The 19,262-nt window shown below is 68.7% G+C and carries 17 protein-coding genes and 2 tRNA genes; 6 read left to right on the top strand and 13 right to left on the bottom strand.

Annotated features, from left to right (window positions below):
- Positions 1 to 53: 53 nt before the first annotated feature.
- A complete protein-coding gene (locus tag DFR74_RS14840) occupies positions 54 to 710 on the bottom strand; it encodes an intradiol ring-cleavage dioxygenase (protein WP_067502736.1) in 657 nt (218 codons plus the stop codon).
- Complete coding sequence (locus DFR74_RS14835; RefSeq protein WP_084537273.1) at positions 707 to 1,222, bottom strand: DoxX family protein; 516 nt, start codon at positions 1,220 to 1,222, stop codon at positions 707 to 709. Before DFR74_RS14835 ends, DFR74_RS14840 begins: the two co-directional genes overlap by 4 nt.
- Before the next feature lie 76 nt (positions 1,223 to 1,298).
- Here DFR74_RS14835 and DFR74_RS14830 point away from each other — a divergent pair, with 76 nt between their 5' ends.
- Positions 1,299 to 1,760 (top strand): MarR family winged helix-turn-helix transcriptional regulator, encoded by a 462-nt coding sequence (locus DFR74_RS14830; protein WP_067502739.1) that lies wholly within the window; start codon positions 1,299 to 1,301, stop codon positions 1,758 to 1,760.
- Positions 1,761 to 2,203: 443 nt separating this feature from the next.
- On the opposite strand, the gene DFR74_RS14825 is transcribed toward DFR74_RS14830, so the two are convergent.
- The 11 genes from DFR74_RS14825 to dnaA form a co-directional block, all read right to left on the bottom strand.
- A tRNA-Ala gene (locus DFR74_RS14825) sits at positions 2,204 to 2,276 on the bottom strand.
- Between the two features lie 13 nt (positions 2,277 to 2,289).
- Entirely contained in the window at positions 2,290 to 2,397 is a 108-nt protein-coding gene (locus tag DFR74_RS36660; RefSeq protein WP_211334139.1) for a DLW-39 family protein, read from the bottom strand.
- 29 nt (positions 2,398 to 2,426) lie between these two features.
- Positions 2,427 to 2,500 (bottom strand) — tRNA-Ile (locus DFR74_RS14820).
- A 228-nt stretch (positions 2,501 to 2,728) separates the two neighbouring features.
- Entirely contained in the window at positions 2,729 to 3,745 is a 1,017-nt protein-coding gene (locus DFR74_RS14815; RefSeq protein WP_067502742.1) for a DUF3566 domain-containing protein, read from the bottom strand.
- 39 nt (positions 3,746 to 3,784) lie between these two features.
- Positions 3,785 to 6,298, bottom strand: a complete 2,514-nt coding sequence (gene gyrA / locus DFR74_RS14810) for a DNA gyrase subunit A (protein WP_067502745.1) — start codon at positions 6,296 to 6,298, stop codon at positions 3,785 to 3,787.
- Positions 6,299 to 6,347: 49 nt separating this feature from the next.
- Positions 6,348 to 8,387, bottom strand: coding sequence for a DNA topoisomerase (ATP-hydrolyzing) subunit B (gene gyrB / locus DFR74_RS14805; protein WP_067502748.1), 2,040 nt, complete (start codon positions 8,385 to 8,387; stop codon positions 6,348 to 6,350).
- Positions 8,388 to 8,830: 443 nt separating this feature from the next.
- Complete coding sequence (locus tag DFR74_RS14800; protein ID WP_067502751.1) at positions 8,831 to 9,730, bottom strand: alpha/beta fold hydrolase; 900 nt, start codon at positions 9,728 to 9,730, stop codon at positions 8,831 to 8,833.
- A 156-nt stretch (positions 9,731 to 9,886) separates the two neighbouring features.
- Entirely contained in the window at positions 9,887 to 10,450 is a 564-nt protein-coding gene (locus tag DFR74_RS14795) for a DUF721 family protein (protein ID WP_067502755.1), read from the bottom strand.
- 348 nt (positions 10,451 to 10,798) lie between these two features.
- Positions 10,799 to 11,983 (bottom strand): DNA replication/repair protein RecF, encoded by a 1,185-nt coding sequence (gene recF / locus DFR74_RS14790; protein ID WP_067502758.1) that lies wholly within the window; start codon positions 11,981 to 11,983, stop codon positions 10,799 to 10,801.
- A 51-nt stretch (positions 11,984 to 12,034) separates the two neighbouring features.
- Complete coding sequence (dnaN, locus tag DFR74_RS14785) at positions 12,035 to 13,210, bottom strand: DNA polymerase III subunit beta (RefSeq protein WP_067502761.1); 1,176 nt, start codon at positions 13,208 to 13,210, stop codon at positions 12,035 to 12,037.
- 790 nt (positions 13,211 to 14,000) lie between these two features.
- Positions 14,001 to 15,920, bottom strand: coding sequence for a chromosomal replication initiator protein DnaA (dnaA, locus tag DFR74_RS14780; RefSeq protein WP_067502765.1), 1,920 nt, complete (start codon positions 15,918 to 15,920; stop codon positions 14,001 to 14,003).
- A gap of 581 nt (positions 15,921 to 16,501) precedes the next feature.
- Between dnaA and rpmH the strand changes: the two genes are divergently transcribed.
- The 5 genes from rpmH (at position 16,502) to DFR74_RS14755 (ending at position 19,177) form a co-directional block, all read left to right on the top strand.
- Positions 16,502 to 16,645 carry a 50S ribosomal protein L34 gene (gene rpmH, locus DFR74_RS14775; RefSeq protein ID WP_006550910.1) on the top strand — a complete coding sequence of 48 codons (144 nt, stop codon included), beginning with the start codon at positions 16,502 to 16,504 and terminating at the stop codon, positions 16,643 to 16,645.
- A gap of 21 nt (positions 16,646 to 16,666) precedes the next feature.
- Positions 16,667 to 17,086, top strand: coding sequence for a ribonuclease P protein component (rnpA, locus tag DFR74_RS14770; protein ID WP_084537274.1), 420 nt, complete (start codon positions 16,667 to 16,669; stop codon positions 17,084 to 17,086).
- 5 nt (positions 17,087 to 17,091) lie between these two features.
- Complete coding sequence (gene yidD, locus DFR74_RS14765) at positions 17,092 to 17,433, top strand: membrane protein insertion efficiency factor YidD (RefSeq protein ID WP_195125005.1); 342 nt, start codon at positions 17,092 to 17,094, stop codon at positions 17,431 to 17,433.
- A 4-nt stretch (positions 17,434 to 17,437) separates the two neighbouring features.
- Positions 17,438 to 18,556, top strand: a complete 1,119-nt coding sequence (gene yidC, locus DFR74_RS14760; protein WP_067502768.1) for a membrane protein insertase YidC — start codon at positions 17,438 to 17,440, stop codon at positions 18,554 to 18,556.
- 75 nt (positions 18,557 to 18,631) lie between these two features.
- The gene (locus DFR74_RS14755) at positions 18,632 to 19,177 is read left to right on the top strand and encodes a Jag family protein (protein WP_067502771.1); all 546 of its coding nucleotides are present in this window, start codon (positions 18,632 to 18,634) and stop codon (positions 19,175 to 19,177) included.
- Positions 19,178 to 19,262: the final 85 nt, after the last annotated feature.

The raw sequence follows: 19,262 nt of genomic DNA, 5'->3' as shown, positions 1-19,262 counted from the left end.
CCGGCTTCGGGGGCACGGCCGACGGGATCGGGTGACGCGGACCTCGCGGTCGTTCAGGTGACGATCCCGAGGGTGATCTCGGCCCGGTAGCCCTCGCTCGGGTGGCCGGACACCGCCAAGAGGGCGTGGCCGCGCCGGAAGAGGAAGTCACGGTCGTTGCGCGTGCGGGGTTCGGTGCGGTCGGTGTACGGCGCGAAAGTCGCGACCGCCGAGGTGATCTCGTCGTCGAAGTAGAGCTGGCCGGTGTGGATTTCCCGCCCGCCCACGTGCACTTTGACGTGGATGTGGACGGTGCGGTTGTCGTACCAGCCGGGGAAGATCGTGGCGAACGTAGCTGTTCCGGCGTCATCGGTGTGCTGGATCCCGCGCAGGAACCGGCTGCCCTCGCCGAGACCGGAGTAGTCGCCGTGGGCATCGGCGTGCCAGATGTCCACGGCGGCGCCGCGCAGCGGTGCGCACGCGCCCGCGTCGACCACGGAAACGCGCAGTGCCAGTGGGATTCCGGACCTGTCCTCCCGGATGTCGCCGCGCACCAGATCGGTGTCCACGTAGTACGGCCCCTCGGTGCCCTCCGGGGTGAGCACGCAGGCGGGCGCGGAACCGCCGGGCGGGGCGGTCGAGACCGGACGGTCCACGCCGCAGCCGACCGCGGCCAGCCCCACCCCGAGCGCGGTCAGGATCGTCCGGCGGTTCGGTGCTCCCGCACTCATACCCGGCCGCTCGCGCGCACCGGAGTGTTCCCGGTGCGCCGGGTGGCGAGCAGGCCATCGACGCCGAAGCGGCCCGAACCCTGCACGGCCAGCAGTGCGCAGGCGGCCGCGAGGACGAGAACCAGTTCGTAGCCGCCGTTTTCGACGAACAGGCCGTACTGGGCGTGGATGAAGGCGAAGGCCCCCACCATGATCACGCCCAGCGCGGTCGCGACGGGGCGGGTGAGCGCTCCGAGAGCCAGCAACGGGCCGCCGAGGAGCTCGACGAACACCGTGAAGGGTCCCGCGATTTCCGGAAGCGGGATGCCCGCCTCGCGCTGGGCGTCGATCACCCCCGACACCCCGAGATTCTGGAACGCGTCCATCCCGTGGGCGAAGAAGATCACCCCCAGAGCCAGGCGAAGCAGTAGGAGAGCGCCGTCGATGAGCGATCGGGGAGCGTCGCCGGTCAGCAATGCGAGAGCTGATCGATCGGCGCCGATGCGTTGGGATCCCTGGTCCGTGTGGTTCATGAGCGTATCCCTCAATTAGTGGCCTATCGCAATAGTAGCGGAGTGCAACAGTTTGTGCCGTCGCTATAGTCGCGTGATGGCAGTCCACCGGCAGCGCCCGCCGTCTTTGCTCGCCCAGCCTTCGTATCTGGCCTCGCAGGTGTCGAAGTTCGGGCGTAAGCGTTTGGAGGCCGCGCTCGCCGAACGGGGGCTGCGCCTGGGTCATCAGGCCGTGCTCAGCGCCCTGGACGATTTCGGCCCCCTGTCGCAGCAGCAGCTCGCCGACTCCCTGGACCTGGACAAGAGCCACCTGGTGGGCCGCATCGACGAACTCCAGCGCCGCGGCCTCGTGACCAGAGCCCAGGACCCCGACGACCGCCGCCGCAACAAGATCGCCCTCACCCCCACCGGCGAAACCCTCGCCAAGGAACTACGCCCCGTAGCCACCGAATCCCAGAAAGGCTTCCTCGACGTCCTCACCCCCGCCGAACAGAAAACCCTCACCACCCTCCTGGCCCGAGTCCTGGCCGCCAACGACGCCGAACGCTGGGGGAACTGAAAGGGCTGAAACACCAAGGGATGTCATCGGTAAGCGCCCAAACCGACCGCGCCCGACGTACTGGCTGATCGAGAGATTCAACGCAAATCAACGGCGTCCGCAACCCCGGCCAACCCAACCGAGCCCGCACGCTGTCCAATCAGAAACCAACGCGACCCAAAGCCCCCGCAAGGCCGGGCGACCAACCGCACCAACACGCTGTCCAAATCAGGAACCAACGCGCCTCAACGGCCCTCGCAACCACTACCTGCGAACACGGCACCACCTAGCAGGCACACCTGGGAACCGACATATGGACTCCGCACAACAAATCAGGCGCGGCCCAAACAAGGGGGGTCCGGGGGGCAAAGCCCCTCCGGGCGGGGCGTGGGGGCTCCGCCCCCACAAAACACGCGAAACGAGAACCGGCCCACGCCCTCGGTGGGCATGGGTCCGCCATCGAGTGGAGCCTAGGGGAATCGAACCCCTAACCCCCGCCTTGCAAAGGCGGTGCTCTGCCAATTGAGCTAAGGCCCCGGGATCGGGTGAGTCAGCGGGTGGTGACCTCGTGCCAGAGGTCGGCGTCGTCGCGCTTGCGCAGCTTGGAGATGCCGAGGAGAACCGCCACCGCGACGCCGAGCGTCAGGAGAATTTTCATGGTTCCCACCCTACTGTGATGTTCGGGAGTGGGCCTAGGAGGACTTGAACCTCCGACCTCTTCGTTATCAGCGAAGCGCTCTAACCGCCTGAGCTATAGGCCCGTGTTCCGATCGTGTCCGTGCTGGCCGGACCAGTAGAGACTACACAACACCCGCCCACCGAACCAAAACGGCTGGTAAAGGGCCCGAAACGGGCGTTGCCCGAACGGGCGGGCGAGCCCCTGGGCGGGCGATCGGAGTGCACCCGATACCGCGCGGAACTCCCCCCGGAACAGGAACGGCCGGTGTCCGCAAAGCTCGCGGACACCGGCCGTCATCGTCCAGACCGGACTAGTCCGGGTCGGCCAGCGTGACCTGGATTCCGCCGACCAGGTCGCAGCACTGGTTGTAGATGAACGCCGCCACGGTGCCCAGGGCGGTGAACAGCACGACGTTGATCAACCCGATCACACCGGCGTACCCGAACACGGTGCCCGCGTCGATCAGGCCGACGGAGCCGCTCTCCTGCGACACCATGTCGGTGAAGGTGTTGTTGAGCCGCTCCCACACGCCCATACCGGCCAGCACGATGTAGAGGATCGCGACGGCCAGCATCCACACCACGAACAGCGACGCGCTGATCACCAGCGAGATCTTCAGCGTCGACCAGGGGTCGATGCGGCGGACCTGCACGGTGGCGCGCAGCGGGTCGCCCGACACGGTGGCCGCGACGGCGACCGGCATGGCGGGCGAGGACGGCGTGGGCGCCGACGGCGCGGCGGGTTCGGAGGGCGGCAGCGGGTGCCGGATCTCGGACAGGTCGGGCATGTCCTTGATGAGTTCCGGGCGGGCGATGCTGCGGGTGGGCCCGTCGATGCCGACGGACTTCACCATCGCGGCTTCCTTGCGCGCGGCCTTGGCGGCCAGGTCGGCCGTGGTGCGCGCGTTGGAGACGCCGCCGCCGAGCCCGACACCGCCACCGTTGCCGCTGGCCGGCGGTCGCCCCGACACCGGCGACTGACCGGGCCGGTACAGGTTGGACTGCGGCTCCCGCTGCGGTAGCTGCGACCAACCCTCCTTGTACTGCGACTGGCCGCCCGCGCCGGGCTTGGGCCCCGACTCGGGGCCCTTCGCCTGCTCGGACTGACCCATCCGCACCGTCTCCTGGTCGAAGCCCTCCTGCGGCGCCTCGCCGCCCTCGGGACCCGGATTGCCGGGCGCCTCGTGCGGCTGGCCCCCGCCTTGCGGTCCGTTCTCGGCCGTACCGCTCGGCCGGGGGATCGGCCGCGGCGGAATCGGGGACGGTGCGATCCGCTCGGTCACACCGTTGCTCTGGTGCCCGTCATTCGGCTGATTCGGAGTGGTCAATGGGAATCCTCAGATCCGTTCGTTGCCGCCGCTTGTGGGTTACTGCTGAGAGGAACCGGTGTCGTCGCCGCCGTCGACCGCGTCGGGTTCGTCGGCATTGCGCGCGATAGCAAGCAACGTATCGCCCTCGGCGAGGTTCATCAATCGCACGCCCTTGGTCTGTCGTCCCGCCTTACGAACCTGCTTGGCCGCCGTCCGGATGACGCCACCGCCGGACGTGATCGCGTACAACTCATCCTCGTCGTCGACGATGAGCGCACCGACCAGGGTGCCACGCCGGGCGTCGAACTGGATAGTCAATACGCCTTTACCGCCGCGGCCCTGGGCCGTGTACTCCTCGATGGCGGTCCGCTTGGCGTAGCCGCCGGACGTCGCCACCAGCAGATACGTGTCCGGACGCACCACGTTGAGCGAGAGCAGCTCGTCCTCGGCGTTGAACCGCATGCCCTGCACACCGGAGGTGGCGCGGCCCATCGGGCGCAGCGCCTCGTCGGTGGCGGAGAAGCGGATCGACTGGCCCTGCGCCGAGACCAGCAGCAGGTCGTCGTCGGCCGAGCACAGCACCGCACCGACCAGCTCGTCGGAATCGCGCAGGTTCACCGCGACGATGCCGCCGCTGCGGTTGGAGTCGAAATCGACCAGGCGCGACTTCTTGACCAGGCCGTTGCGGGTGGCCAGCACCAGGTAGGGCGCGTCGTTGTAGGACTTGATCTGGATGATCTGGGCGATCCGCTCATCGGGCTGGAACGCCAGCAGATTCGCCACGTGCTGGCCACGCGCGGTGCGGTTGGCCTCGGGCAGCTCGTAGGCCTTGGCCCGGTACACCCGGCCCTTGTTGGTGAAGAACAGCAGCCAGTCGTGCGTGGACGTCACGAAGAAGTGCTTGACGATGTCGTCCTGCTTGAGGCCCGCGCCCTGCACGCCCTTGCCGCCGCGCTTCTGCGAGCGGTACAGGTCGGTCTTGGTGCGCTTGGCGTAGCCGGTCTCGGTGATCGTGACGACCACGTCCTCGCGGGCGATCAGATCCTCGTCGGCGACATCGCCGTCGGCGGAGACGATCTGGGTGCGCCGCTCGTCGCCGTACTTGTCCACGATCTCGGCGAGCTCGTCGCGCACGATCGCGCGCTGGCGCTCCGGCTTGTCCAGGATGTCCTTGAGGTCGGCGATCTCGGCCTCGATCTTGGCCAGTTCGTCGACGATCTTCTGCCGCTCCAGGGCCGAGAGGCGCCGCAGCTGCATGTCCAGGATCGCGGTGGCCTGGATCTCGTCGATGTCGAGCAACTGCATCAGGCCGGTGCGCGCGGTGTCGGTGTTGGCCGAGCGCCGGATCAGGGCGATGACCTCGTCCAGCGCGTCGAGCGCCTTGACCAGGCCGCGCAGGATGTGGGCCCGCTCCTCGGCCTTGCGCAGCAGGTAGCGGGTGCGCCGGATGATCACTTCGAGCTGATGTTCCACGTAGTAGCGGATCATCTGATCCAGGCGCAGCGTGCGCGGCACCCCGTCCACGATGGACAGCATGTTGGCGCCGAAGCTGGTCTGCAGCTGGGTGTGCTTGTAGAGGTTGTTCAGCACCACCTTGGCGACGGCGTCGCGCTTGACCGTCACCACGATGCGCAGGCCCGCGCGGTCGGAGGACTCGTCGTGGATATCGGAGATGCCGGCGATCTTGCCGTCCTTCACCTGCTCGGCGATCGAGTTGATGAAGTTGTCGGTGTTGACCTGGTAGGGCAGCTCGGTGATGACGATCGTGGTGCGGCCCCGGTTGTCCTCCTCGATCTCCACCACACCGCGCATGCGGATGGAACCGCGGCCGGTGGTGTAGGCGTCGTGGATGCCCTGGCTGCCGACGATCAGGCCGTGGGTCGGGAAGTCGGGGCCCTTCACCCGCTCCATGCACGCGGCGAGGGTGGCTTCCTCATCGGCGTCGTAGTTCTCCAGCGCCCAGTAGATGGCCTCGGCCAGCTCGGTCAGGTTGTGCGGCGGGATATTGGTCGCCATACCGACCGCGATGCCGTTGCTGCCGTTCATCAGCAGGTTCGGCACCCGGCTCGGCAGCACGGTCGGCTCCATCGAGCGGCCGTCGTAGTTCGGCGTGAAATCGACCGTCTCGTGGTCGATCTCGCGCAGCATCTCCATCGCGAGCGGGGTCAGGCGGCACTCGGTGTAGCGCATGGCGGCCGCGCCGTCGTTGCCGCGCGAACCGAAGTTGCCCTGCCCGTCCACCAGCGGGTAGCGCAGCGACCACGGCTGGGCCATGCGGACCAGGGTGTCGTAGATCGACGCGTCACCGTGCGGGTGGTAGTTGCCCATGGTCTCGGCGACCGGGCGGGCCGACTTCACGTACCCGCGGTCGGGCCGGTAGCCGTTGTCGTACATGGCGTAGAGCACGCGCCGGTGCACCGGCTTGAGGCCGTCGCGCACATCGGGCAGCGCGCGGCCCACGATCACGCTCATCGCGTAATCGATGTAGCTGCTCTGCATTTCGTTCTGGATGTCGACCGGTTCGATCCGGTCGCCCGCACCGCCGTTCGGGGGCAGCGTGGTCTCGGTCATGAAGTCTCCTCAGAAGGGCAGGACGTGTCGGGGCGTTGGCACGCGCGCACTACACGTCGAGGAATCGAACGTCCTTGGCGTTGCGGGTGATGAAGCTGCGGCGGGCCTCCACGTCCTCGCCCATCAGGATCGAGAACAGCTCGTCGGCCGCGGCCGCGTCGTCCAGCGTCACCTGGCGCAGCACCCGGACCGCGGGGTCCATGGTGGTCTCCCACAGTTCCTTGGCGTTCATCTCGCCCAGACCCTTGTAGCGCTGCACGCCGTCGTCCTTGTTGATCTTCTTGCCCGCCGCCAGGCCCGCCTCGAGCAGGCCGTCGCGCTCGCGGTCGGAGTAGGCGAACTCCGGATCGGCGCGCTGCCACTTGAGCTTGTACAGCGGCGGCTGCGCCAGGTACACGTGCCCGTGCTCGACCAGCGGGCGCATGAAGCGGAACAGCAGCGTCAGCAGCAGGGTCGAGATGTGCTGGCCGTCCACGTCGGCGTCGGCCATCAGCACGATCTTGTGGTAGCGCAGCTTGGCGATGTCGAACTCGTCGTGGATGCCGGTGCCGAACGCGGTGATGATCGACTGGACCTCGTTGTTCTTGAGGACCTTGTCGATGCGCGCCTTCTCGACGTTGATGATCTTGCCGCGCAGCGGCAGGATCGCCTGGTACATCGAGTCGCGACCGGATTTGGCCGAGCCGCCGGCGGAGTCGCCCTCCACGATGTAGATCTCGGACTTGCTCGGATCCTTGGAGCGGCAGTCGGCCAGCTTGCCGGGCAGGCCGCCCAGGTCGGTCGCCGACTTGCGGCGCACCAGCTCGCGCGCCTTGCGCGCCGCCACCCGGGCCTGCGCCGAGGACACGGCCTTCTGCACGATGGTCTTCGCGTCGGCCGGGTTGGCCTCGAACCAGTGCGTGAGGTGCTCGTTGCAGGTCTTCTGCACGAACGACTTCACCTCGGTGTTGCCGAGCTTGGTCTTGGTCTGGCCCTCGAACTGCGGATCGCCGACCTTGACGCTCACGATGGCGGCCAGGCCCTCGCGGATGTCGTCACCGGTGAGGTTGCCGTCCTTCTCCTTGAGGAGCTTCTTGTCCTTGGCGTACTTGTTCACCACCGTGGTCAGCGCCGCGCGGAAGCCCTCTTCGTGAGTGCCGCCCTCGTGGGTGTTGATGGTGTTGGCGAAGGTGTGCACCGACTCGGAGTAGCCGGAGTTCCACTGCATGGCGACCTCGAGCTCGTGCCCGGTGCCCTTGCCCGTGAATCCCACGACCGAGTTGTGGATGGCCTGTTTGGTGCGGTTGATGTGGCGGACGAAGTCCTCCAGACCGCCCGGGTAGTGGTAGGTCCTGGTCTTGACCTTGTGCTCCACCGGGGCCTCGGTGCCGGGCTCGGCGTGCTTGGGCGCCTCGGCGGTGTCGCTGACCACCTCGTCGGTGATCTCGGAGTCGGAGACCCGCTCGTCGGTGAGGACGATGGTGAGGCCCTTGTTCAGGAACGCCATCTCCTGCAGGCGGCGCGAGACCGTCTCGAAGTTGTAGGTGGTGGTCTCGAAGATCTCCGGATCGGCCCAGAACCGCACCGTGGTACCGGTGCGCTCGGTCGGCTCACCCTGGATCAGCTTGCTGGGCGAGGCGTCCTTGTAGGTCTGGCTCCAGTGGTAGCCGTCGCGGTCGATCTCCACCTCCACCCGGGTGGACAGCGCGTTCACCACCGAGATGCCGACGCCGTGCAGACCGCCCGACACCGCGTAGGAGTCGGAGTCGAACTTGCCGCCCGCGTGCAGCTGGGTCATGACGACCTCGACCGTCGGGACGCCCTGGGCGTGCATCGCCACCGGGATGCCGCGGCCGTCGTCGACCACCTCGACACCGCCGTCGGCCAGCAGCGTCACCGACACCTGGGAGGCATGGCCCGCCATCGCCTCGTCGACGGAGTTGTCGACCACCTCCCAGATCAGGTGGTGCAGACCGCGTTCGCCCGTGGAGCCGATATACATACCGGGACGTTTGCGCACCGCCTCGAGTCCCTCGAGGACGGTGATGGAGGAGGCACCGTAATCGCCTGATTTCGCCTGGGTCGATTCGTTGGAGTCCTTGGCAGCCACTGGTCGGTAGCTCTCCTTACTTGCTGACCACGGTGCGCGTCGACCGCGTCGCACACGTCTGGCCCGGGGGTGTGGAAATGGTCGAGATACACCGGTCAGACGCGGACGATGCGCGGGCGCGCCGAAGGTTCGCCGCTAGTTACGCCACCATCCTACTGGTAGACCCGACTCACAATGCACCTACGACACCCCTGACGGCGTCGTGGCTGCGAGAAATCGGATCTCGACGTGTCCGGTCCGCCTCGCGACGGTTTCAGGGACTCTCCGATGTTCTCAGACCGGTGTGCCCGGCGGCCGCTCGCGGCGCGTGGTTCCGCCTCGCCGACACTGGGCCCCGGTGCGCGCGGAGCACTGGCATATCCGTTCGCTCGCCACGTTCGCTCACGTCTCCGCCGCGCTGACGCTCAGCTGCGTGCGCGCGGCGAGCCGGCGTATCCGTTCGCTCACGCGTGGCGCGTGGCGAACTCCGCGGTGCGGTCGGCCAGCTCGGCGGGATGGGTGAACGGCGACCAGTGCCGGGCCGGGATCTCGGTGCGGGTGAGGTCGGCGACCCAGCGGTCGGCCTCGGCGTGCACCACCGGGCGCACCGCGCGGTCGCCGGTCGAGACGATCAGCTGCACCGGCACGTCCACCGGGCGCGGATGCGGACGGCCCAGGCGCGCACGGATATTCGCGCGGTAGAGCTTCAGGTTGTTGATCATGTCGCGCTCCAGAGTCGGCGCGGTGCGCACCACGGCCGGGTCGAGTCCGTCGAAGAACGACAGGAAGCGCGGCCACCGGCTCGACAGCGCGCGCAGCACCGGATTCGGCAGCCCCGGGATCTGGAACGCGACGGTGTAGGCCGACGCGACGCTCTGGGCCAGCGCGCCGCGCACCCGGGCCGGGGAGAGCGGTCCGCGCAGGTAGGCGCCCAGGAAGTCCAGGTTGGGGCCGGAGACCGAGGTGAACGAGGCGATGCGGCTCACCGCGCCGGGGTCGGCGACCAGCTCCCAGCCGATGACCGAACCCCAGTCGTGGCCCAGGATGTGCACCGGGCGGTCGGGCGAGAGCGCGTCGGCGACCGCACGCACGTCGGCGGCCAGCTCCTCGAGCCGGTACGCCGCGACGTCATCGGGCACGCTGCTCGCGCCCGCGCCGCGGTTGTCGACCGCGAGGATGCGGAAGCGGGCGGCCAGCCGGGCGGCGACGTCGTTCCACAGCACGTGCGTGTCGGGCCAGCCGTGCACCAGCAGGATCGGAATGCCCTGGGGATCACCGCATTCGAACACCGCGAGGTCCACATCGCCACGGCGTACCGTGGCCGTGGCCGCGGCGGGGAACGGTCCCGCGGTGGTGGTGGTCATCGTCGCTGCGCCTTTCCTGCCCGTCGCCGGCACCGCGCGGCCGTCAGGCCGACGCGGCATCGGGTCGGGAGCGTTTCACGTGGAACCACATGGTGGGTCCCCGGTGGATGGTGTGGATGAACGTAACACCAGGTACCGGACAGTCGCCAGGGCCGGTCAGCCGTAGGTGTCGCGCGGCCCGCGGCCCTTGATGTGGCGCTCCCCCTTGCGCCAGCTCGGCGCCGCGGGCCCGGAGATCTTCAGCTGGGTGACCACGCCCTGGCCGACCGCCGCGTTGATCTTGGCCAGGATCTGGCTCTGGAGCATGCGCAGCTGGGTGGCCCAGGCGGTGGACTCGGCGGCGATGGTCAGCACCCCGTCGCGCAGCGCGACCGGCGTGGCATGCGCGGCGATGTCCTCGCCGACCACACCGGCCCACCGGCCGAACACCGTGCCCTCGGCGACCTTGCCGTCCCAGCCCCTGGACTTCGCGATGCGCGAGGCCAACTGGGAGAGCAACTGGGGATCGCGGTCGTCGGGGCGGGCGCCGGACCATCCCGAACGCTTGCGCGCGCCGGTGCGCAGTTTGCGGACCGGCGAGGCGCGCCCCTGGCCCACCGATTTGCCGCTCGCCTTGGCGGCCGCGCGCGCCTCCTCCAGCGCGCGCCGGGCCAGGTCGATGCCGCGCAGCTCCGGTTCGCCACCGGGCTGCTGGGGCACGGGTTCCTGCCGCTCGCTCATCAGCCGGCTCCCTTCACCCGCGGGGTTTGTCCCCAGTTCTCACCGTTTGTCCCCAGGCCGCGCGGTCTCGTTCGGCGCGTCGCGCGCCGGGCCCGCACCGCGCCGACCCGGAGGTCGAACGCCTGTTCGTGGCACTTTTCCCAGGTGGTGGCCGAGACCGCGAGGTCGCGGCCGCCGCACGGGAGCGGTGACACGCCGCCGAAGTTATCCACAGATCCTGGGGATGAACCCGCGAACCGCCGCGGACCTCGGCGTACGGGTCACTGTACGTGAACCAGCCGACGAATCCGGCGTCCAGTGGCGGCCGAGAAACTGTGCACAACATCGGGGTTACCTGTGGACAGATCGTCAGGTGACGGTTCCCGGGGTGGGTTCGGCGATGCGGGAGATCCGGTGCGCGGCATCCCCCACCGCCTCCACGCGCAAGGGTGTGGCCTCCAGCTCCGCGGGCACGTCCTCCGGCACGGCGGCGGTGATCAACACCTGCTCCGCGCCCGCCGCCACCGCGGCCAGCGCCTTGCGGCGGCGGCGGTCCAGTTCGGCGAACACGTCGTCGAGCAGGAGCACCGGCTCGGTGCCCTGCTCGCGCAGCAGGTCGAAGGCGCCCAGCCGCAGCGCCAGCGCGAACGACCAGGATTCGCCGTGACTGGCGAACCCCTTGGCGGGCGCGTCACCCAGCATGAGCTCGAGATCGTCACGATGCGGTCCGACCAGGCAGACGCCGCGGTCGAGCTCCTTGGGACGCGCCGCGGCCAGCTCGCGCAGCAGAATCGCCTCCAGCGTCTCGGCGTCGTCGGGCTGTGGAGAACGCGCCGGATCGAGGAATTCGGGGGGCAGATACGAACTGCGGTAACCGATTGCGGCGGGCCGGGATTCGGGCGCGATGGACCGATACGCCTGCGCCAGATGGGGATACAGGTCGTGGACCAGCCGCAATCGCTGGCCCAGCAGCACCGCCGCGTGCCCGGCCAGGTGCCCGTCCCACACGTCCAGGGTGCTCAGATCGGCGCGCGATCTGGCCTGTCGCCCAGCGGATTTCAACAGCGCCGACCGCTGGCGCAGCACCCGGTCGTAATCCGAGCGCACACCGGCCAGCCTGGGGAGACGGGCTGTGCACAACTCGTCTATGAAGCGACGCCGCTCTCCCGGATCGCCGCGCACCAGCGCCAGATCCTCCGGTGCGAACAGTACGGTCTGGAGTATCCCCAGGATCTCCCGCGAACGGCGCACCGGCGAACGGTTGATCTGCGCCCGGTTCGCGGCGCCCTGGTTGAGCTCCATGTCGACGCGCAGTTCCCGGCCGTTGTTCACCACCGTCGCGCCGATCCGCGCGCGCTGGGTGCCCATGCGGATCAGCGGCGCGTCGGCGGCGACCCGGTGCGAGCCGAGGGTGGCCAGGTAGCCGGCCGCCTCCAGCAGATTCGTCTTCCCGTTGCCGTTCGCCCCCAGGAATACCGTGCGGCCTGGGGACAACTCCAGCTCCACGTGTTCCCACGAGCGGAAATCACGCAGCGACAGTGCCCGGACGAACATCGGCTAGCCCGCCCCGCCGACGAGGCGGGGCGCTCGATCGCGCACCCGCGCTCAGCCCGGGAGCCGGACCGGCATCAACAGGTAGGTGTACGGGCTGTCCAGGGCCGCGAACGCGCCGGAGTCGAGCGCCTGGGGCTCCTCCTCGCCGGCGGGCAGCAGCACCGCCGGACGGCTGGGCGTGGTGAACCCGAAGGTCACGCGGTCGGCGTGCAGCGCGGACAGTCCGTCGACCAGGTAGCCGGGATTGAACGCGATGGTGAGCGACTCACCGCGGAAGTCGGCGGCCAGCCACTCCTCGGCACGGCCCGCGTCGTCGCCGCCCGCCGAGAGCAGCAGGCCCTCTGTGGAGAACTCCAGTCGCACCTGCGCGCCGCGCTCGGCCACCAGGGCCACGCGCTTGATGGCCTCGGTGAGAGCCGCGACCTCGAGGGTGGCCAGGGAGGTGTGCTCCTTGGGGAGCAACTGGCGGAACTTGGGGAATTCCGCGTCCAGCAGGCGGGTGGTGGTGCGGCGCCCCGCGTTGACGATGCCGAGCAGGCCGTCGGAGCCCGCTCCGGTCCCCAGCGACAGCTGCACGGGCGAGTCGGAGGGGCCGAGGGTCTTCGCCGACTCCGAGAGCGTGCGCGCCGGGATGAGCACCGCGGTCTCGATATCGGCCTGGGCGGGCTGCCATTCGATGTGGCGCACCGCGAGGCGGAAGCGGTCGGTGGCGGCCAGCACGACCTTGGAGCCCTCGATCTCGACCCGGATGCCGGTGAGCATGGGCAGCGTGTCGTCGCGGCCCGCGGCGACGGCGACCTGGCCGACCGCCTCGGCGAACACATCCACACCCAGTTCACCGGTGACCTGCGGGACCTCGGGCAGTTGGGGATAGTCCTCGACGGGCATGGTGGGCAGCGAGAACTTGGCGCTGCCACAGGTGATGAGCACGCGGGTGCCGTCGACGGACACGTCGACGGGCTTGTTGGACAGCGCCTTGGTGATGTCGGCGAGCAGCCGGCCGGAGACCAGCACCTCGCCGGGGCCCGCGACCTCGGCCGCCACGCGCATCTGCGCGGAGACCTCGTAGTCGAAGCCCGAGACGGTCAGCCCGTCCTCACCGGCCACCAGGAGCACACCGCCGAGCACGGGCACCGGAGGCCGGGACGGCAGGCTGCGCGCGACCCAGGCGACCGACTCGGCGAAATCCTCCCGAGCGACCCGAAACTTCATGCTGGCAAGCTCCATCGCCCGATCTGTCCTCTCCCGGTTCCGTGATCCGTACCTGCGCGGCGCGCGAGCCGTGTGGCCCGGCGACCCCAATGGTCAGCCTTGGTTCTACTCAGGGGGTGTCCGGCCGCCTATCGAAGTCTGGCACAGACGGCCGACATAAAACCTACCCGCGCGCGGCGCGTGAACCTAGTCCGCCCCTCGCATCGGATCGGCCGTGTCCCTTCTCCTCCTTGCCTGTGTAACTCGCCCCGATCCGGACGTGACCCTCTCGGCCCGACTTTCCACACACCCTGTTTTGAAGAGAGATCTATTAGAAGAAGAACTGAAGTAGTAGTAGGCACTGTGGAATCTGTGGACTGCGGCCGTTGTCGCTGGTCAGTAGGCGTGGTGGCGTGGGGATGACCGTGGGGTGACTCGAGGATGAATCGGGGACGACTGTGGAGCGCCCCGAACTGTCCACCGTTCATCCTCGAGTCGTCCTCGAGTTGTTCCACCGGATTCACCCAGTTGTTCACACCTGTGCACCATCCGGTGGAGAACCGGTGGATTCCTCGAGGACTCCACACGGACTCCTCGAGGAATCCACAGGGATGAACAGGTCCCCGCCCAGGTCAGGGCCTGTGGGTGGAATCGATGTGGATGATGTGGATACCCGCCTGTGAGTAGCGCGCGCGACGGCCTGTGGACGAATCGGTGGACAAACCGGTGGATTCCTCGAGGACTCCACAGGGATTCCTCGAGGAATCCACAGGCCACAAAAAAGCACCGCCCCAGGTCAGGGGCGGTGCGAGGGTGTGGAGGAAGCTCAGCGCGAGCGCTGCTTGATCCGGGCTGTGAGTTCCTGCACCTGGTCGTAGACGCGGCGCCGTTCGGTCATCTCCTTGCGGACCTTCTTCTCCGCGTACATCACCGTGGTGTGGTCGCGGCCGAACGCCTGCCCGATCTTCGGCAGCGACAGATCGGTGAGCTCGCGGCACAGGTACATGGCGATCTGCCGGGCCTGGGCCAGCGGACGGGCCTTACCCGGGCCGGTCAGCTCCTCGAGCGTGGTGTTGAAGTACTCGGCGGTGACCGCCATGATCGTGCTCGCGTTGATCTCCAGCGCCGCGGTGTCGGGCATGAGGTCGCGCAGCACCACCTCGGCCAGCGGCAGGTCCAGCGGCTGGCCGTTGAGCGAGGCGAACGCCGTGACGCGGATCAGCGCGCCCTCCAGCTCGCGGATATTGCGCTCCACCCGGCTGGCGATGAGTTCGAGCACGTCGTGCGGCACATCGAGGCGGTCCATGCGTGCCTTCTTGCGCAGGATCGCGATGCGGGTCTCCAGCTCGGGCGGCTGCACATCGGTGATCAGGCCCCACTCGAACCGGGTGCGCAGCCGCTCCTCCAGGGTGGCCAGCTGCTTGGGCGGCCGGTCGGAGGACACCACGATCTGCTTGTTGGCGTTGTGCAGCGTGTTGAAGGTGTGGAAGAACTCCTCCTGGATGCCTTCCTTGCCCTCGATGAACTGGATGTCGTCGACCAGCAGGATGTCGGTCTCGCGGTAGCGCCGCTTGAACGCGACCTTGCGGTCGTCGCGCAGGCTGTTGATGAAGTCGTTGGTGAACTCTTCGGTCGACACGTACTTCACCCGCATCCCGGGGAACAACCGCTGCGCGTAGTGACCCGCCGCGTGCAGCAGATGGGTCTTGCCCAGGCCGGACGCTCCCCACACGAACAGCGGGTTGTAGGCGCGGGCGGGCGCCTCGGCGATCGCGACGGCCGCCGCGTGGGCGAACCGGTTGGACGCGCCGATGACGAAGGTCTCGAAGGTGTACTTCGCGTTCAGGCTGGCCGAGGAGTTGGCCGGCGCGGGCGCGCTCTCCTGGCTCTTGCCGAAATAGGTGGGCCACGAGTTGCGCACGTCGACGACTGGCTCGTCCTCGGGCTCGGCGCGCGGCGATTCGCCCTGCTCACGCACCGGTTCGTGGGCGGCGGGCTGCTCGCGCAGCGGCATCCGGGCCGGGCCGCGGACCGGTTCCGGCGTGAACAGCGACTCCTGTCCGGGCGGCGCGGAATCCCGTCGCGAGCCGGGGCCCGCTTCGCGGCGTGGCGGCGTGGACACCGAGGGCACCTGCGCGGCGTCGCCCGGGTACTCCCCCGCGACCGGCGCGCGGTACACGGTGGTGGGGTAGTCGTCGGCGCCCGGGTAATCCTTGCTCGGCGTGTAGTCGGCGCTCGGCGCGTACTCGGCGGCCTGGGGATAATCCGAGGAGCCCGGGTACTCCGGCGCGGGCGAGAACTCGCCCGGCTGCGCGTAGCGCGGGGCCGGGTAGTCGGTGCGGCTCGGCGGCTCGCCGGGGAATCCGGCGGGCGCGCGCGGGGCCTCCCTGGTGCGTTCGGGCCTGCTCGTCATGCGCGCGTGCCGGGGATCGGCCGCCGCTCGCGCGCTGCTCGAGGTGGCGGGCGCCGCGATGCGCACACCCAGACCTTCGACCTGGGGACCCAGCCTGCGGGCCAGCGAACGCAGGATCGGTTCGCGCAGATCGCGCTCGATGGCCTCCTGGGCCAGCGACGAGGGCACCGAGAGCAGAGCGAACCCCTGCGCCACCGTGATCGGCTTGACCAGCTTGAGCCAGGCCTGCTGGGCCCTGGTCACGGCCTGGATCGCGCCGTCGGCGGAGCCGGTGGTGAGCTCGGCGATCACCTCGGGCCACACGGTGGCCAGCACGTTCTGCTCGTCGTCCATGCAGTGTCCTCCCCGGGAGTAGGTCGATGGGAGCAGACGGCTGGGGTTGCGGGCGGACATGGGCTATTCTGTGATCCCGCGTACGTCCGCAGCCGGTGGGGACGCTGCTCGGATTCCCCCGTTCCTGGCAGCGGCACTGCGCCGTCGGCTCTACGAATATGCCACTCCAAGGGTCTTTCCACACAATTATCCACAGATGTGGAGAACCCTGGGGAATTCGCCTTTCGCCCCGGGTCACGGCGGTATCGGGCGCCGACCTGCGGTTTGTCAGCAACCTCGCGGCAACGTGACGATCGGGTGACCGCCGGACCTGCCCAGGGGTGTGGACGAGGTCACCGGATCGGGCGGCCGATATGGCGAGCCGGGGGCCGAGTTTGACCCGTCCGAGCCTGGTCAGTACCCTCGTACAGTCACCCCTTGGTGCGGTGGCGGTCCCGTGCTGACCGCGTGTGGTCATTTGAACGACCGTGTGCGCCAGGACCGACTCGCGCCGATGATGACACCGCGATTCATCGCGCACATACGTATCACCGAAAACTTCGGGCGTCGACCGATGCCCACCTACCTGAGGAGTGTTGACCGTGGCCAAGGGCAAGCGGACGTTCCAGCCGAACAACCGTCGTCGGGCGCGGGTTCACGGCTTCCGCCTCCGGATGCGCACCCGTGCGGGTCGCGCCATCGTGTCGGCGCGTCGCCGCAAGGGCCGCGCCTCCCTCACTGCCTGATCCTCGCTCTCGGACGCTCGGGTGTTGCCTGAGCCGCATCGGTTGCATCATCGTGCCGACTTCTCCCGGACGGTGCGCCGTGGCCAGCGAATCGGGAGGCGGGATCTGGTAGTGCACGCGCTGGTGCGCGAGTACGAAGGAATCGTGGGCGCACACGTACGGCACGGCGATCCGGTGGACACCGGATCGCTCGTCCGCGTCGGCGGGCCGAGGTTCGGTTTGATTGTCAGCAAGGCGGTGGGCTCCGCGGTGGTACGACACCGGGTGGCCCGCCGCCTGCGTCATATGTGCGCCGAGGTGCTCGCCGAACTCCCGGCCGACGCCGACGTGGTGATCCGCGCGCTGCCCGGCGCCGCCCACGCCGACTCCGCCGAACTGCTGCGCCAACTGCGCGGCGGATTGCGCAAACTGGGGGTAGCACAGGCACCGGGGCGCACGTGAAGGTCGTGACCTCCCTGGCCCGGTTGCCCGCACGCACGCTGATCTTCTTGATCGAGCTGTACCGGACCTATGTCTCCCCCACCCGCATGCCGGTGTGCCGCTTCACGCCGACCTGTAGCGAGTACGCGGTCACCGCGCTGCGCACCCGAGGCCTGTTCGTCGGCCTCGGACTGACGGTCGTGCGCTTGGCCAAATGCGCGCCCTGGCACCCTGGTGGGTGGGACCCCGTTCCCGAGCGCCGATCCCGCGCGCGGAACGGGGCAGTCGCCGACACGTCGTCGGCGCCACACGCTTGTAAAGGATCGCCGCACGCGGTGTCAGGCGACACGAACGACGGGAGTACATAGAGCCGTGCTCGACTTCATCTATTGGCCGGTGTCCTGGATCTTGTGGTTCTGGCACAAGGTGTTCGGGGCCATCCCGTTCCTCGGCCCCGACCACGGTCTGGCCTGGGCGCTGTCGGTCGTGTTCCTCGTCTTCACGCTGCGCCTGGTGCTCTACAAGCCGTTCGTCAAACAGGTGCGCACCACCAAACAGATGCAGGAACTGCAGCCCCAGATCAAGGAGCTGCAGAAGAAGTACAAGAACGACCGCCAGAAGATGGCGCTGGAGATGCAGAAGCTCCAGAAGGACCACGGCTTCAACCCGCTCATGGGCTGCCTGCCGATCCTGGCGCAGGTGCCGGTGTTCCTCGGTCTGTTCCACGTGCTCCGCTCGTTCAACCGCACCGGCCACGGCTTCGGTCAGCTCGGCCTCACTCCCGAGCAGAACGCCGCGCTGGCCAACTACGCGTTCAGCCCCGAGGACGTGCAGTCCTTCCTGAGCGCCCGCATCTTCGGCGCGCCGCTGGCCGCCCACATCATCGCCCCGGCCAACGAACTGCTCGCGTTCGAGGATTACGGCGGGGTGCCCTCCAAGCTCAGCATCGCGGCCGTCGCCATCCCGCTGATGATCATCGCGGGCATCGCGACCCACTTCAACGCGCGCGCGTCGGTGGCGCGGCAGTCTCCGGAGGCCGCGGCCAACCCGCAGGCCGCGCTGATGAACAAGCTGGCGCTGTACGTGTTCCCGCTCGGTGTGCTCGTCGGCGGCCCGTTCCTGATGATCGGCATCCTGATGTACTGGGTCGCCAACAACATCTGGACCTACGGTCAGCAGCATTTGGTCTTCGGGCGCATGGAGAAGGAAGAGGAAGCCAAGAAACAGGCCAAGCTCGAGCAGCGGGCGCAGAATGCCCCGAAGCCGGGCGCCAAACCGGTGAGCACCAAGAAGCGTCCGGTGTCCACGGAGAAGGTCACCGACGCCGTCGAGCCGTCCGATGCCGAGCCCTCGGCCAACGGCACGGCTTCGGCCAACGGCACCTCGAAGTCGAAGACGACCGCGAACAAGGGCGGCGCGGGGCAGCGCAAGCAGGGGGCCGGCAAGCGCTCCGGCGGGCGTGGACGCGCCAATCAGAAGCGCCGTCGCTGATCGCCATCGACCATTCGTGATCGCGCGCCGTCGGCGCCGAGCGGCCCGCGCGATGGAGGAGATGAAGGAAACCAAATGACTGTTGAGACCGACGGAGGGGATGCCACCGTGGCGACGAGCGTGGTGAACGCCGAGGCCGACGATGTGGTGAGCGACGCCGAAGAGGCGCTCATCGAGGAGGGCGAGATCGCGGGCGACTACCTCGAGCAGTTGCTCGACGTGCTGGACTTCGACGGCGATATCGACCTGGACGTGGAGGGCGACCGCGCCGTCGTCAGCATCGACGGCGGGCGCGATCTGTCGAAGCTGGTCGGCCGCGACGGTGAGGTGCTGGACGCGCTCCAGGAGCTGACCCGGCTGGCCGTGCAGCAGGCGACCGGAGTGCGCAGCCGGCTGATGCTGGACGTCGCGGGCTGGCGGGCCAAGCGCCGCTCGGAGCTGAGCTCGCTGGGCGCGGAAGCGGCCAAGCGGGTGCTGGCGTCGGGGGCGCCGGAATCGCTGTCGCCGATGACGCCGTTCGAGCGGAAGATCGTGCACGACGCGGTCGCCGCCGTCGACGGAGTCAGCAGCGAGAGCGAAGGTGTGGAGCCGAATCGCTACGTGGTGGTCGTCCCGTCCTGACCCGGGAGCCCGTCGCGTTTCGTCACGCTGACGATTGATGATTGGATTGGCCTCTGGCCCCCTCGGGCCGGGGGCCTTCTCCATG

The organism is Nocardia puris (assembly GCF_003315035.1).
Taxonomy (GTDB): domain Bacteria; phylum Actinomycetota; class Actinomycetes; order Mycobacteriales; family Mycobacteriaceae; genus Nocardia; species Nocardia puris.
Note: the sequence above shows the minus strand (reverse complement) of the source record. Positions and strands in the feature narration are given on the sequence as shown.

Excerpts from the sequence above, each read along its gene's own strand:
- DFR74_RS14755 (WP_067502771.1), top strand. The coding sequence starts at position 18,632 with ATGACTGTTGAGACCGACGGAGGGGATGCCACCGTGGCGACGAGCGTG.
- DFR74_RS14800 (WP_067502751.1), bottom strand. The coding sequence starts at position 9,730 with ATGACCACCACCACCGCGGGACCGTTCCCCGCCGCGGCCACGGCCACG.
- recF (WP_067502758.1), bottom strand. The coding sequence starts at position 11,983 with ATGTTCGTCCGGGCACTGTCGCTGCGTGATTTCCGCTCGTGGGAACAC.
- DFR74_RS14835 (WP_084537273.1), bottom strand. The coding sequence starts at position 1,222 with ATGAACCACACGGACCAGGGATCCCAACGCATCGGCGCCGATCGATCA.
- DFR74_RS36660 (WP_211334139.1), bottom strand. The coding sequence starts at position 2,397 with ATGAAAATTCTCCTGACGCTCGGCGTCGCGGTGGCGGTTCTCCTCGGC.
- DFR74_RS14830 (WP_067502739.1), top strand. The coding sequence starts at position 1,299 with ATGGCAGTCCACCGGCAGCGCCCGCCGTCTTTGCTCGCCCAGCCTTCG.
- gyrA (WP_067502745.1), bottom strand. The coding sequence starts at position 6,298 with ATGACCGAGACCACGCTGCCCCCGAACGGCGGTGCGGGCGACCGGATC.
- DFR74_RS14795 (WP_067502755.1), bottom strand. The coding sequence starts at position 10,450 with ATGAGCGAGCGGCAGGAACCCGTGCCCCAGCAGCCCGGTGGCGAACCG.
- dnaN (WP_067502761.1), bottom strand. The coding sequence starts at position 13,210 with ATGGAGCTTGCCAGCATGAAGTTTCGGGTCGCTCGGGAGGATTTCGCC.
- DFR74_RS14840 (WP_067502736.1), bottom strand. The coding sequence starts at position 710 with ATGAGTGCGGGAGCACCGAACCGCCGGACGATCCTGACCGCGCTCGGG.
- dnaA (WP_067502765.1), bottom strand. The coding sequence starts at position 15,920 with ATGGACGACGAGCAGAACGTGCTGGCCACCGTGTGGCCCGAGGTGATC.